This is a genomic window from Bacillus sp. AFS031507 (genome assembly GCF_002584635.1).
In the GTDB taxonomy this organism is placed as follows: Bacteria; Bacillota; Bacilli; order Bacillales; family Cytobacillaceae; genus Neobacillus.
The window spans coordinates 173283-187304 of sequence record NZ_NUOW01000001.1 but is presented as its reverse complement, the minus strand read 5'-3'; the positions used below and the strand labels follow the sequence as shown (position 1 = coordinate 187304).

The window sequence follows — 14022 nt, the reverse complement described above, 5'->3', positions numbered from 1 at the left end:
CGATAAGTCAACATCGAATCGCTAACGCTCTCCGTGTTTNNTTTATCTCAGTTGGAGCGCTCCAGTCCATACGCAGATAAACGGGCGCTTGCGCCTTTTGTTCTGAATTTGCGTTGCCCAAATGTCAAAAAAATGGTAGCCTATGGGTAATCTGTTTTGAAGGAGGGAAAACGAGTGATTAAAGTAACGGGTGCACAAACAGAGGCTTGTGTTTTTTCGAACTATCCTCAGGAAACAGCCCTAGAGCAAATCCAAGAGCTATGCAATCAAGCTTTTTTAAAGGATACAAAGATTAGTATTATGCCAGACTATCACGCCGGTAAAGGTTGTGTGATTGGAACAACCATTCAGCTAAAGGATAAGGTCGTCCCCAATCTAGTGGGTGTAGATGTCGGCTGCGGCGTGTTAACCGTCAAACTTCAGGATCAAAAAATTGATTTTAATAAACTTGATCAAGTGATCCGTACGTATGTCCCGAGTGGGCAGGAGCTTCATACAGAGGAGACAGTCGGGTTTATTACTACGAGTTTTCCCACCAGTCAAGAATTTAAAGCAGAACACATATTGAGTGAAAATAGAAGCCTTTATAGCTTAGGTACATTAGGTGGAGGGAACCATTTTATTGAGGTCTCTGTGGATACCGATGGCTATCACTATTTAACCATACACACTGGCAGCCGCTATGTTGGGGCGAAGATTGCCACCTACTATCAAAAGGTAGCAATCTCAAATCTTCGTCAGCAGGATTTAACTGATATCATTGACCAATTAAAGGCAGAAGGACGTCAAAAAGAAATCGAAGCAATGATTAAAAGCTATAAAGAAAAGAATCCCGTTATTCCGAATGATTTAGCGTATTTGGAAGGCGAGGATTTTCATAACTATATGCATGATATGAAGTTGGCTCAAGCATTTGCAAAAGCTAACCGCGAAGAAATTGCAAGAGCGATCACGGAAAATATAGGACTAGAGGAGCAGGACCGCTTCGATACGGTACACAATTATATCGACACGGAGAACCTGATTTTACGAAAAGGGGCCGTGTCCGCGCAAAAAGGCGAACGTCTTATTATTCCGATTAATATGAGAGACGGGTCGATTCTAGCAGTCGGTAAAGGGAACGATGAATGGAATTATTCTGCTCCGCATGGTGCGGGTCGCGTATTGAGCCGGACGAAAGCAATGAAAACTCTCAATATGGACGATTTTCATAAAACAATGGAGGGCGTGTGGACGACGTCTGTTTCGGAAGAAACCTTAGATGAAGCGCCAATGGCCTATAAGTCAATGAATGAAATTTTAGAAAAGGTAGAAGAAACTGTTGAGATTGCAGGTTTCATTAAACCGGTTTATAACTTTAAAGCCAGTGAAAAGTTCACGCCTGGAAGATTTAAAAAATGATAGATTTGAGAGAGAGAGACTGTAATAATAGTCTCTCTATTTTCTTTTTTCAATAATTTCTGTACTCCTGTATTAATATCCTTTTGAAAAATTAACAAGATTAATCGATGGGATATTACTAGAAAGATATTCTTTTAAGTTAGGGATCAATATGTTTTCAATGACCCGCTGATTATAGTGATCGGTTGACCCAGATGTGTGTGGGGTGACGATTACATTTTCCATCTCCCATAACGGACTTTCCGGACTCAACGGTTCTGTTTCAAACACATCGAGTCCTGCTCCCGCGATTGTTCCTTCCTTTAATGCCTGGATAAGGTCAGCTTCCACGACAATCTCCCCTCGGCCGATATTCATAAAGAATGCGGATGTCTTCATTTGCTTAAATTGTTCTGCGCCAAACATTTGATTCGTATCCTTGGTGAGCGGTAATGTAACCACAACATAATCACATTTTGGGAGCAGCTGATCTAATTGGTCTGGAGTATACATTTCATCCACATAGTCCTCTGGCTTTCCAGAGTGCCTGACACCAAGGACGTGCATGCCAAATGCTTTAGCGATTTTCGCTGTTTCTTTCCCAATGGTACCGACGCCGATAATGCCAATGGTTTTTTCATGTATTTCTAGTCCCATATGGGCATGATGCCAAGTTTTCTTCTGTTGGTTTTTAACATAGGTATGGATTTTCCGTGTTAAGCCAAGCATTAATGCAAAAATTGTCTCAGAAATTGGATAGGCATGGACGCCATTAGCACTAGTCAAGTAAATGTTTCTAGAATTCATCTCTTCAAGCGGCAGGTAATCAACACCGGCACTCCATGATTGGAGCCACTTCAACTTGGAATGTGGAGCGAGGCAGTATTCTTCTATCCCATTATGCCAGCCAGCGATGATTTCAGCGTCCTTTAGATGCTCTTGCCAAATATTTTTATCCTTGCCTACAATCAATTCCCAATCAGGAATCATCGCATTGATTTGTGTTATGTAATCTTGATCAATATTACGGGTGATAACCATTTTTTTCATAAGTGGGGATTCCTCCAATTTAACAATGTTTACTATATTTAATGATAACGGAAATCAAAAAAATTGATAAGGTTTTTGTTTACTAGTCGGACACTAATCCGAAGAAACCAGCAAATTTTATAAAACTATCTGGTATCAAAATATTCTTTTTCCATCTTCTGTGCTATTATTTAGAAATACGAAGTAAATATAAGTAAGCGGATCTTCAGTGTGAAGATTCTTTTTTATTGGAGTGAAGGGAGCGGATTGTTTGAAAGAGCGTTTGTGGACGAAGTCGTTTATTATGCTCATGGTGGGAAATCTGTTTGTGTTTATGTCATTTCAAATGCTTATTCCCACACTACCGCCATATATAAAATCCATTGGGGCTTCGGGGCTGGAGATTGGCCTAGTGACGGCATTGTTTTCGATTGGCGCTGTCATTAGCCGGCCGTTTATCGGCTTTATGCTTGAGTATAGGCCTAGAAAGGCACTAGTTTTAATAGGAGCAATTATGCTTTTACTGGTCACGATTCTTTATCCAGTTTCACAGGTTGTGGTGATTTTTCTATTATTCCGTTTTGTCCATGGTCTTGCCTGGGGCTGGTCAACAACTGTAAATGGCACAGCGGCGGTTGATGTGATTCCAAATTCACGGCTCGGTGAAGGGATGGGCTATTTCGGACTTTCGATGACAATTGCATACATTATTGCCCCTAGTGTAGGAATATTTGTTTACAATATTACTTCTTTCACGAATCTAATTTATTTTTCAGCGATATTAGGGGTTATCTCGATCATTTTACTTACTGCTGTAAAGTATCAAACTCCTAAAGCAGTGATAAATACTAGAAAAGAAGAATTGAAATTTTCCTATCTAGGTTCACTGGTTGAAAATTCAAGTTGGTTTCCAGCATTTATCACGATTATCATCAATTTAGGTTACGGATCGGTGGTCACATTTATTGTCATTTTTGGTGAAGATCGTGGCATTGAGCAGATCTTTTTATTTTATATTTTTAATGCGGTGATGGCCACATTGGGCAGACCATTTGCAGGGAGATGGTTTGATGAAAAGGGCCCAATAGGACTTGTATTGTTCTGTACATTCGCTACATTTGTTGGCATATGGGTACTCTCTTTTGCACATTCCAGCTTATTTATTGCCATTTCAGGTGCATTATTCGGTATCGGATTCGGTTGCTTGATACCAACGCTGCAATCTTGGGCCTTACTCATGACACCTGCACATCGACGAGGTGTGGCCAACGGGATGATCTTTTCGTCGATTGATTTGGGGATTGGGCTAAGCGGTCTTATTTTTGGGTTGCTCGCCCAGTTTGTTGGGACGGCATCCATCTTTCGAATCGCTAGTCTTTTTCTCATAGCAGCTATTGTTTTAGTTGTAATAATGGAAAGAAGAAGACGAGCGTCATTACAAGAAGACGTGGTAGCAAAGGAAAAGGTCAGGACATCATATTAAATGAGGTCCTGACCTTTTTATGTCTTAATCCAGCCTGGGAGCCATTTCATCTACAACTTTATAAAACTGTTCAGTAATTGATCACTTTTCGGGCATAGATGTCCATACCTAAAACACATTCATTAAAGGTCAACAGTAAATGACCATCATTCTAGAGTTTTTCTCTTTGGCATAATACTTGCAAAAAGAGAATCATAGGAAATCCTAATAGGAGGTATAAACAATGCAAATTCAAACTTGTCGTGCGATTGTTACCGGCGGTGCCTCAGGGCTTGGAGAGGCAACCATCCGTACCATTGTTCAAAACGGAGGAAAAGCGGTTATTTTTGACCAATCGGAAGAAAATGGTTTACGTCTCCAAAACGAACTTGGTGAAGCCGTTTTATTTTTAAAAGCAGATGTCACTATAGATGAAGACATTCAGGAAGCAGTTAGTAAAGCTGCTGCGTTTATGGGTGGAGTGAATAGTGTAGTGAACTGTGCAGGGATTGGGATTGCAGAGAAAGTGCTCGGCAGGAATGTCGTGCATAATTTTTCACTTTTTTCAAAAGTCATTCAGGTGAATTTAATCGGTACTTTCAATGTAATTCGGATTGCTGCTGAGAAGATGACTAGTAATAAAGTGAATGAACAGGGTGAAAGAGGTGTGATTATTAATACTGCTTCTGTTGCGGCCTATGATGGACAAATTGGCCAGGCTGCCTATAGTGCCTCAAAAGGTGGAATTGTCGGAATGACCCTGCCGATTGCAAGAGAGCTTGCTCGCTACGGAATTCGTGTGATGACCATTGCTCCTGGACTTTTCCATACACCGATGTTTGATACCCTTCCACAAGAGGCGAAAGATTCGCTAGGAAATATGGTCCCGTTCCCTTCAAGGCTGGGATTCCCAAGTGAATACGCACAACTCGTTCAAAGTATCATCGAAAATCCAATGTTAAATGGTGAAACAATTAGGCTTGATGGAGCAATAAGAATGCAGCCGAAATAAAGGTGAAGTTGGGGAAGGCACAAGCCTTCTCTTTTTGTTTGTATGGAATGATCAGAAGTATTGTAAAAATATTCAAAAATATCCCTCTTTTTTGTTACAATAAAGATATGAATAAAAGGGGGTAACGAAATGCTCCAAATTAAAGAGCTTATTACGCCAGTCAATTGTATAGTTACCGAAAATACGACACTAGTTGAAGCCATCGATCTGATGAACAAAAAGAAGTGGAACCTGCTTCCTGTATCGGATATTGGTAGAAAACTAGTTGGCGTTTTTACCCGAAGCAGTTTGTTTCAAATGGTTTTGGATGAGAACCCCCTAACCACTCCTATCAAAAAATACATAAAAGCTCAGGTTGAAACACTGCCCATTAACACCCCATATGAAAAAATTGAATTGATTGTCAAAAACAGTCAGGTTGGCACCGGTGTGGTCATTGATGACCAGGAACATGTCGTTGGAATCCTTACGAAAACGGATATGGTCATGTCACTGCTGCAAACCTCACAAGAGTTAAAAACAGTAAAAACCTTAAAAAGGACATTAGAAACAGCTTTAGACCATGCCTATGACGGGATTGTCATGACGGATGAAAAGAAAAACATCCAGATGGTCAGTCCTCCTCTACTCGAATTATTTAATCTTCAACTGGAAGCAGTTCTATACCATCCCGTTGCGAAAGTATTACCGGAACTACAATTAGACAATGTTTATCAATCAGAAACGGCTGAGGTTAGCGAATTTCTAGAAATCAATGGTATTAAATATATCGTCCACCGAATTCCTATTCAAGAGAATGGAAGAATCATTGGAGCCATTGGCAAGGTCGTGTTCAGACAATTAAATGAGGTCAGCGAGTTATTCAAAAAGTTACAAAAAGCGGAAAATAAAGCGAGTTTTTATCATCAGCAATTTCAGAAGTCAGAGTCAGCCAGGTTTACCTGGGATCACCTATTAACAGTTGATCCATATATGGATAAGTTGAAAAAAAGTGCGGCCAAAGCAGCAAAAGGAAGGTCAACTATTCTTATCCGTGGTGAAAGTGGTACGGGTAAAGAATTGTTTGCTCAAGCTATTCATAATAGCAGTGCAAGAAATACAGGGAAGTTTATTGTGGTGAATTGTGCAGCGATACCAGAGGATTTGCTAGAATCAGAGTTTTTTGGCTATGACGAAGGGGCCTTTACGGGGGCCAGGCAAAAAGGCAAACTTGGAAAGTTTGATTTAGCTAATGGCGGAACGCTCTTCCTTGATGAGGTAGGGGACATGTCACTCTCATTGCAAGCCAAGCTGCTGCGCGTGCTTCAGGAAAGAGAGTTCTACCGGGTTGGCGGTACGGTAAGAATACAGGTTGATGTCAGAATCATTGCTGCCACCAATCGAAATCTTGAAGAAATGGTCCAAGAGGGTCTTTTTAGAGAGGATTTATATTATCGTCTCAATGTTATTTCATTAAATGTCCCGCCACTCCGCAATCGACTTTATGATACAAATCATTTGATTGGGCGGTTCATGATTGAATTGAATCAAATTTTAGGCACTAGCATTACTGGTATCGAAGATAGGGCAAGAGGAGCGATGTTAGATTACGCCTGGCCTGGAAATGTCCGTGAACTGCGAAATGTCATGGAACGGGCCATGACATTTGCGGAAAATGGGAAAATTAGATTGGAGGATCTTCCCGATTATTTAGTGAAGCAGGTTTCCGTTGTAGAGCCTTCTTTAAATGTATCACTTGTCGAAAACGCAGAACTCGAAGCGATTAAAAAGGCATTAGTTCAAGTGCAAGGGAATAAAGTAAAAGCGGCTAGATTACTAGGAATCAGCCGATCCGGTTTATATGAAAAAATCAAAAAATACAAACTGCCGACCTAGGGAGAAGAGTGTCCAAAAAATGGACACCTTTTTGTGTTTTGTGTTTGCTTGAAAAACATATCGTCATTTAAGGCTGCTGCTTTTCGGGCTGATAGCCTATATATTGTTTTTTTTTGAATACTGGCACAAAAATTGCATGAATATTGAGGGAAGTCTTTTTGAAGGAGGATCCTTATATGAATATCGGAAGCCTTTTAGCGCAAAATTCCCGCAAGTTTCCCGAATTATTAGCCATCGAATGTGAAGGCAGGAGCTATACGTATCGCCAATTTAATGAAGAAGTAAATAGGCTTGCAAACGGCTTATTGGTCCAGGGGGTAAATAAGGGTGACAAGCTGGCATTGATGATGAAGAATTCCGATCACTTTGTCTTTACGTTTTTTGCCGCTGCCAAAATTGGGGCGGTTGCCGTACCTGTTAACTTTCGTCTAACTGCATCAGAGGTTCACTACATTTTAGACCAGTCCGATACGTCTTTAGTTGTGTGTGACAAGGAGTTTGAACAAATAATCGCAACGGCCAAACAAGGCACGGAAACTCGGTTGGTCATTACCGTTGGTGACCCAGAAACAACTGGATACCATTCGTATGAAAGGATTTTATCCAATAATCTAAATGAGCCGGATGTTGAGGTTTCCGAGCAGGATGATTTAGAAATTCTCTACACATCGGGTACAACCGGCCGACCGAAGGGAGCTCTGTTTGATCATAGTCAAATTTTTAAAGTAGGGATTGCTGTTGTTATTAATATGGGGATTAGACAGCATGAACGAATTCTTCACCTCGCACCACTGTTCCACTCAGCCCAATTAAACTTATTCCTTATTTCTGGGGTGGCACTTGGTGCTACTCATATTATTCATCGTGACTTTCATCCAGTTAAAACACTCCTAGCGATTCAAGAACATAAAATTACCCATCTTTTTGCGGTTCCAGCTATGTATAACTTTCTACTCCAAGTTCCCAATGCAGCAGATTATGATTTATCTTCTATTAAAAGAGTCGGATACGGGGTAGCCCCAATGGCACCGGAACATGTCAAAAAAACCATTCAACTCTTTAAAACTGATCAGGTTTACAATCTTTGCGGTCTGACTGAAGCAGGGCCTGGAGGAATTCTCCTCGATCCAGAAGGACATAAACATCACCTTGGCAAGGGGGGAAAACCTATTTTCTTGACGGAAACAAGGGTTGTCAATGAAGAAGGTAATGATGTATTACCTGGAGTGACCGGTGAATTTATTGTTCGCAGTGACATGGTGATGAAGGAATATTATAAAAAGCCGGAAGAAACGAAGAGCACCTTGAAAAATGGCTGGCTCTATACCGGAGACTTAGCGACGATTGATGAAGAAGGTTATACCACGTTAGTTGATCGTAAAAAAGACATGATTATATCAGGCGGAGAAAATGTTTACTCCGTTGAGGTTGAAGGTATTCTTTTTGAACATCCGGACGTCCTCGATGTGGCTATTATTGGTTTGCCCGATGAGGTTTGGGGAGAGGCAGTCTGTGCGATTATTGTGCCAAAGGAAGGTGCAGTGATAGATGAGATGGAATTGAAGAACTTCTGTCGTCAAAAACTAGCAGGCTATAAAGTTCCAAGGCGAATTTTTATAGAAGAGCAGCTGCCGAGGAACGCTTCTGGGAAAGTATTGAAGTACCAGCTTCGTCAGAAAATGAGAGAGGTGAGAAGCGGTAAATTGGACTAAGAAAATCAAAATTGGTAATCGATTTCCAGTAAATGTCGTAAAAATCGTGAAATAGGTAGTAAGTGCCCAATAATATGTAGTGAGTATCCGAAAATATGTAGTAAGGAGAAGAATTAAAAAAAAAACCCAAATAGAAAGCGCTTCCACTTGAAAGTGAGGTAATTTAACATGAAACATCCATATTTAAATGAGGATCATGAAATTTTTCGCAAGTCATTGAGAAAGTTTTTGGACAAAGAAGCATATCCCTTTTATGAGCAGTGGGAGGAGGACCGGATGATTCCGCGTTCCTTCTGGAAAAAGATGGGGGAGCAGGGGTTTCTTTGCCCTGATATAGATGAAAAATATGGCGGCAGTGAGGTCGATTGGGGATTCGCGGTTGTCATAAATGAAGAGTTGGAACGAGTGGGCTCAGGCTTAATTGGGATTGGCCTCCACAATGACATTGTCGTCCCTTACATCACTGCTTATGGGACAGAAGAGCAAAAGCAGCGCTGGCTTCCGAAATGTGTTACCGGTGAAATTATTACAGGGATTGCCATGACAGAACCGGGTACAGGATCTGACCTGGCAAACATCAAAACAACGGCAAAATTGGATGGAGACCACTATATTGTTAATGGACAAAAGACATTCATTACCAATGGGATTCAATCCGACCTCATCGTTGTTGCTGTTAAAACGGACCTAAATGCGGTACCAAAGCATAAAGGTGTTAGCCTCCTCGTCATCGAGAGAGATGCCCCTGGTTTTTCACGTGGAAGAAAGTTAAACAAAGTCGGGCTCCATTGCCAGGATACAGCGGAATTAATCTTTGAAGATTGCCGTGTACCGAAAGAAAACCTGCTGGGGGAGGAAGGTAATGGTTTCCTTTATTTGATGGAAAAACTCCAACAAGAACGGCTTCTTGTCGCAATTGGGGCGCAAACTGCCTCGGAAGTCATGCTCAAAATGACGATTGACTATGTAAAAAGCAGAGAAGCGTTCGGAAAACCAGTCAGCCAGTTTCAAAACACCCAGTTTAAAATTGTGGAAATGGCAACCGATATTGAAATGGGCAGAGCTTTTTTGGATCAGTTAATTGCCGAGCATATTGAAGGGAAAAACGTAGTCACGAAGGTATCAATGGCGAAATTTAAGCTAACCGATATCGCCAAGAAGATTGCCGGAGAGTGTATGCAGCTCCATGGCGGCTATGGATATATGGAAGAATACGAGATTGCGAGACGATTCCGTGATATTCCTGTTTCCAGCATTTACGCTGGGACCAACGAAATTATGAAAACGATTATTGCAAAAAATCTAGGATTATAGAGAGGAAGATGACTATGTGTGAAGTAGTAATTGTTGAAGGAGTACGTACACCAGTAGGAAGAAGAAATGGCGTGTTAAAAGATATCCGTCCGGATGACTTATCAGCCCTAACATTAAAGGAACTAGTCAATCGAGCAGGGATCGATCCAGCGCTTGTGGAGGACGTTATTTGGGGTTGTGTTACCCAAACGGGTGAGCAAGCAGGTGATATAGCAAGAGTTGCTGCGTTAATTGCCGGCTTCCCAATCGAAGTCCCGGGGACAACAATTGACCGCCAATGCGGCTCAAGTCAACAAGCTGTGCATTTCGCTGCTCAAGCGATCCTTGCCGGTGATATGGACATTGTGATCGCCGGCGGTGTTGAAAGCATGTCCCGTGTTCCCATGGGCTCCAATTACAAAGGGGCTGAGGAACCTTTTAGTCCAAATTTAAGGTCAAAGTACGAAATGATTCATCAAGGATTGTCGGCCGAGCGGATTGCGGAAAACTATGGCTTTACCCGTGAAGTGCTGGATCAATTTTCACTTGAAAGTCATCAAAAAGCACTCAAGGCACAGGAGGAAGGTTATTTTTCAAGAGAAATTTACCCAATCGAGGTAAAGCTTCCTGACGGTACAACAACTGTCATCAAGGATGATTCTGGTCCGAGAAAAGGAACATCTATAGAAGCATTGGCAGGTCTCCGCACTTCCTTTAAAGAAGATGGAGTGATTCATGCCGGAAACTCCAGCCAAATAAGCGACGGGGCAGCTGCTTTATTACTAATGTCGCGCGAAAAAGCAGAAGAACTTGGTCTAAAACCGCGCTTCCGTGTTCACACACGCGTGGTGGTTGGTTCGGATCCAACTTTGATGCTGACAGGACCAATTCCGGCTACAGAAAAGGCACTAGAAAAGTCTGGCTTATCCATCGATGATATTGATGTGTTTGAAGTCAATGAAGCCTTTGCCTCTGTTCCGCTGGCTTGGCTGAAGGAGACGGGAGCAGACCCAGCGAAACTAAACCCAAATGGCGGAGCGATTGCCCTTGGTCATCCGCTTGGCGGCAGCGGGGCGCGTTTAATGGTGACAATGATGCACGAACTTGAGCGGACAGGCGGGCGCTACGGATTGCAAACCATGTGCGAAGGCCACGGAATGGCAAATGCGACGATTATTGAGCGTTTAAACTAAGAGTTGGAGGCGATTCAATGAGCACGACAATCGGGAAAATCTTTGACTTAACGGTGAAAAAGTATCCGAACAAACAAGCGATTTACGATGTCAGAAAAAATGTCCGGTATACTTATAAGGAATGGAGCGAACAAGTGAACCGGCTCGCCAATGCCCTCTTAAAAGAAGGCGTTCAAAAAGGCGATCGTGTTTCCACCTTCATGTTTAATACCGAAGAATTAGGGACAGCTTTTTTCGCCTGTGCGAAAATCGGTGCGATTTTCAATCCGATTAATTTTCGCTTGATGCAAGAAGAAGTTGCCTATATTCTTTCTGATGCCACCCCAAAGGTTGTTCTTTTTGAAAAAGCATTGGAACCTGCTATATCAGCGATCGCCAATCGCTTCGACAAGGCCTCCTTCTGGTTTATTGATGACGGAGCCCCCTCGTATGCTGTTAGTTATCAGGAAAAACTGGCCGCTTCATCAACCGAGGGCGTTCAGGCGGACGTAAAGGAAACCGATCTATATGCGTTTATCTATACCAGCGGGACAACGGGAAGACCGAAAGGAGTTATGCACACCCACCGCAATATGGTAGACCAAAGTGTATTCTGCATTGCTTCATGCAAACTAAGAGCGGAAGATGTTGGTCTCGTAACAGCACCAATGTTTCATTGCGCCGAACTCCATTGTGCGTTCCTGCCAAGGATTCATGCAGGAGCAAGTAATGTCATTTTGCATCAATTCAATCCAAAGGCGATCCTCCCATTGATCGAAAAAGAAAAAATCACGAAATTCTTTGCTGCGCCAACCATGTGGAACATGCTCCTACAAGAGGACCTAAGCAAATATGATCTATCCAGTCTGAAGCTTGGTTTATATGGTGCGGCGCCAATGGCCCCATCACTCGTTCATGCACTCCATGACAGCCTAGGAATCTCATTAATTCAAGCCTATGGAATGACTGAAATGGGACCAGCCATTACTTTTCTATCAGAAACGGACCAACTGAGGAAAGCGGGTTCGGCAGGGCAAGCAGCCTTGAGTCATGATATTAGGGTTGTTCGCACTAGAGAAGACGGCCCCTCAGATCCAGATGATGTGGTACCAGTCGGTGAAACCGGAGAGATAATTGTTCAAGGACCATGTATGATGGCCGGCTATTTCAACCGAGCAGAAGCGACAGAAAAAGCATTGTATAAAGGTTGGTACCATTCCGGAGACATTGGTTACCTCGATAATGAGGGGTACCTTTATGTCAATGACCGTGTCGATGACATGATTATCAGTGGCGGCGAAAATATCTATCCAAGGGAAGTCGAAGACCTCTTACATGCCCACCCAGGTGTCCTTGACGTGGCAGTAGTTGGCCAGCCAAATGACCGGTGGGGTGAGACTGTAACTGCCTTCGTGGTAAAAAAGGATCCGAAAGTAACTGACGAAGAACTGGATATACACTGCAAAAACAGCAATCAGCTTGCCAATTACAAACGCCCGAGAAAATATATTTTCTGTGAAGCGCTGCCTCGAAATGCCAGTGGGAAAATCATGAAATTTGTCTTGAGAAAACAACTTGGGGAGTTATTTACCCCAGGTACTACAAATTCATAAAAGAGGGTCCCTACTATGTTAAAAGGTATAAAAGTCATTGATTTCACGAACTATTTGCCAGGTCCTTTCGCAACCCTACGATTGGCCGAATTGGGTGCGGAGATTATTAAGGTGGAGCCTCCTGAAGGAGATCCTGCCAGGCATACGGGGATTTCAAAGCAGGGAAACGGGCTTGTTTTTTTAGCTAACAACCGTCAGAAAAAAAGCATCACTCTTAACTTGAAGGAGCAAGAAGGAATTGACACTGCCCGGAAATTAATTGCAAACGCGGATGTGGTTCTCGAAAGTTTTAGACCAGGTGTCATGGAGAAGCTCGGGTTAGGATATGAGGCGGTTCAACAGGTAAAACCTGATATCGTCTACTGCTCTATATCAGGATATGGACAAAAGGGGTCGCTATGTAAACTGGGTAACCATGACCTCAATTATATGGCTTTAAGTGGGGTTTTAGCCCAATTCAAGGATAAGGCCGGCAAACCTGTCCATCCGTCGATTACGCTTGCCGATTATATAGGCGGTTTTGCTGCTAATGAACGGATATTGGCCGGACTCGTTTCGAGAGCCTTAACGGGAAAAGGGAGCTATCATTCTATTTCGATTACTGACCAACTGGTGTCATTATTGGGGAACCATGTCATGGTTGAGAAAGAAACCGGGGCGGGAACTGGCATTAATGTTCTTAATGGAAGCATTGTTTCATACGCCTTATATGAAACGATGGATGGACGTTACATGAGCATTGGCGCTCTCGAACCAAAGTTTTGGGATAATTTTTGCAGGGCTCATGGTCGTGAAGAATGGATTCAGTCGCACTTTTCCCAATCGGTGGAGTCCAATCCAATTTTTCAAGAAATCTCAGCACTTTTTAAGAGCAAAACCTTCTTTGAGTGGATTGAATTCGCCCAAAAGGTAGACTGCTGTATGGCTCCTGTCCTTGAGATAGGGGAATTAAACGAGAACCCTTACTTTCAAGAGAAGGAGCTCATCTTTGCCTCTTCTTGGGGAGACTATCAAGTTAAAATGCATAGTGACTTTGAGCAGGAATCCATTGTCCCTCCACCTCAAAAAAACGAGCATAAAGACGAGATATTGAATAATATTTTGATATAAAAGGAGAATCTAGACTGCCCGAGGATCAATTGGCAGTCTATTCTTTGTATAGATTGTAATTGCACCATACAATATGAAAACATTAATGTATAATAATGGTATAATTACATATTTAAGGGGAGGTTTTGGGTGATGGGCAGAACTGATATTTTTGGTCTCGTTGCCATGATTCCAATTTTATTGTATTTAGTCATTCTTGTGTTTAGTATATATTTCATAGTAAGAACAATAAGGTTCATGAATGAAAAAACCAAATTAGACCAACAAAGAAATGAGAAGTTGGATGAACTGATTCAAACGATTAAAGTAAATAATAGGACAGAAGAGTAAATGAAATCATTTGAAAAAACTGCACCCCTTATTG

General features: G+C 42.1%; 11 protein-coding genes. 10 read left to right on the top strand and 1 reads right to left on the bottom strand.

All coding sequences use genetic code 11. The annotated features are described in order from the left end of the window. The first annotated feature begins 174 nt into the window (after positions 1 to 174). Positions 175 to 1401, top strand: a complete 1227-nt coding sequence (locus tag COE25_RS00890; protein ID WP_098930168.1) for an RtcB family protein — start codon at positions 175 to 177, stop codon at positions 1399 to 1401. Between the two features lie 72 nt (positions 1402 to 1473). Here COE25_RS00890 and COE25_RS00885 read toward each other — a convergent pair whose 3' ends face one another. Next, positions 1474 to 2430 carry a D-2-hydroxyacid dehydrogenase gene (locus tag COE25_RS00885; protein WP_098930166.1) on the bottom strand — a complete coding sequence of 319 codons (957 nt, stop codon included), beginning with the start codon at positions 2428 to 2430 and terminating at the stop codon, positions 1474 to 1476. 250 nt (positions 2431 to 2680) lie between these two features. On the opposite strand from COE25_RS00885, the gene COE25_RS00880 reads away from it, so the two are divergent. The 9 genes from COE25_RS00880 (at position 2681) to COE25_RS00840 (ending at position 13988) form a co-directional block, all read left to right on the top strand. After that, a complete protein-coding gene (locus COE25_RS00880; RefSeq protein WP_257208670.1) occupies positions 2681 to 3892 on the top strand; it encodes an MFS transporter in 1212 nt (403 codons plus the stop codon). Positions 3893 to 4115: 223 nt separating this feature from the next. Further along, the gene (locus COE25_RS00875; RefSeq protein ID WP_098930164.1) at positions 4116 to 4883 is read left to right on the top strand and encodes a 3-hydroxyacyl-CoA dehydrogenase; all 768 of its coding nucleotides are present in this window, start codon (positions 4116 to 4118) and stop codon (positions 4881 to 4883) included. 129 nt (positions 4884 to 5012) lie between these two features. After that, positions 5013 to 6758, top strand: coding sequence for a sigma-54-dependent Fis family transcriptional regulator (locus COE25_RS00870; RefSeq protein ID WP_098930156.1), 1746 nt, complete (start codon positions 5013 to 5015; stop codon positions 6756 to 6758). A gap of 176 nt (positions 6759 to 6934) precedes the next feature. Next, positions 6935 to 8470 carry a long-chain-fatty-acid--CoA ligase gene (locus tag COE25_RS00865; RefSeq protein ID WP_098930154.1) on the top strand — a complete coding sequence of 512 codons (1536 nt, stop codon included), beginning with the start codon at positions 6935 to 6937 and terminating at the stop codon, positions 8468 to 8470. 168 nt (positions 8471 to 8638) lie between these two features. Then, on the top strand, positions 8639 to 9784 hold the full coding sequence (locus COE25_RS00860) for an acyl-CoA dehydrogenase family protein (RefSeq protein ID WP_098930152.1): 1146 nt from the start codon (positions 8639 to 8641) through the stop codon (positions 9782 to 9784). Positions 9785 to 9798: 14 nt separating this feature from the next. After that, on the top strand, positions 9799 to 10956 hold the full coding sequence (locus COE25_RS00855; RefSeq protein ID WP_098930150.1) for a thiolase family protein: 1158 nt from the start codon (positions 9799 to 9801) through the stop codon (positions 10954 to 10956). 17 nt (positions 10957 to 10973) lie between these two features. Then, positions 10974 to 12548, top strand: coding sequence for a fatty acid--CoA ligase (locus tag COE25_RS00850; RefSeq protein WP_088085734.1), 1575 nt, complete (start codon positions 10974 to 10976; stop codon positions 12546 to 12548). Between the two features lie 15 nt (positions 12549 to 12563). After that, on the top strand, positions 12564 to 13658 hold the full coding sequence (locus COE25_RS00845; protein ID WP_098930148.1) for a CaiB/BaiF CoA transferase family protein: 1095 nt from the start codon (positions 12564 to 12566) through the stop codon (positions 13656 to 13658). Positions 13659 to 13790: 132 nt separating this feature from the next. Beyond that, on the top strand, positions 13791 to 13988 hold the full coding sequence (locus COE25_RS00840; RefSeq protein ID WP_257208669.1) for a DUF4083 family protein: 198 nt from the start codon (positions 13791 to 13793) through the stop codon (positions 13986 to 13988). The last annotated feature ends 34 nt before the right edge of the window (positions 13989 to 14022 follow it).

Coding starts and splice junctions, on each gene's coding strand:
- COE25_RS00875 (WP_098930164.1), top strand. CDS start 4,116: ATGCAAATTCAAACTTGTCGTGCGATTGTTACCGGCGGTGCCTCAGGG.
- COE25_RS00870 (WP_098930156.1), top strand. CDS start 5,013: ATGCTCCAAATTAAAGAGCTTATTACGCCAGTCAATTGTATAGTTACC.
- COE25_RS00840 (WP_257208669.1), top strand. CDS start 13,791: ATGGGCAGAACTGATATTTTTGGTCTCGTTGCCATGATTCCAATTTTA.
- COE25_RS00850 (WP_088085734.1), top strand. CDS start 10,974: ATGAGCACGACAATCGGGAAAATCTTTGACTTAACGGTGAAAAAGTAT.
- COE25_RS00885 (WP_098930166.1), bottom strand. CDS start 2,430: ATGAAAAAAATGGTTATCACCCGTAATATTGATCAAGATTACATAACA.
- COE25_RS00865 (WP_098930154.1), top strand. CDS start 6,935: ATGAATATCGGAAGCCTTTTAGCGCAAAATTCCCGCAAGTTTCCCGAA.
- COE25_RS00845 (WP_098930148.1), top strand. CDS start 12,564: ATGTTAAAAGGTATAAAAGTCATTGATTTCACGAACTATTTGCCAGGT.
- COE25_RS00860 (WP_098930152.1), top strand. CDS start 8,639: ATGAAACATCCATATTTAAATGAGGATCATGAAATTTTTCGCAAGTCA.
- COE25_RS00855 (WP_098930150.1), top strand. CDS start 9,799: ATGTGTGAAGTAGTAATTGTTGAAGGAGTACGTACACCAGTAGGAAGA.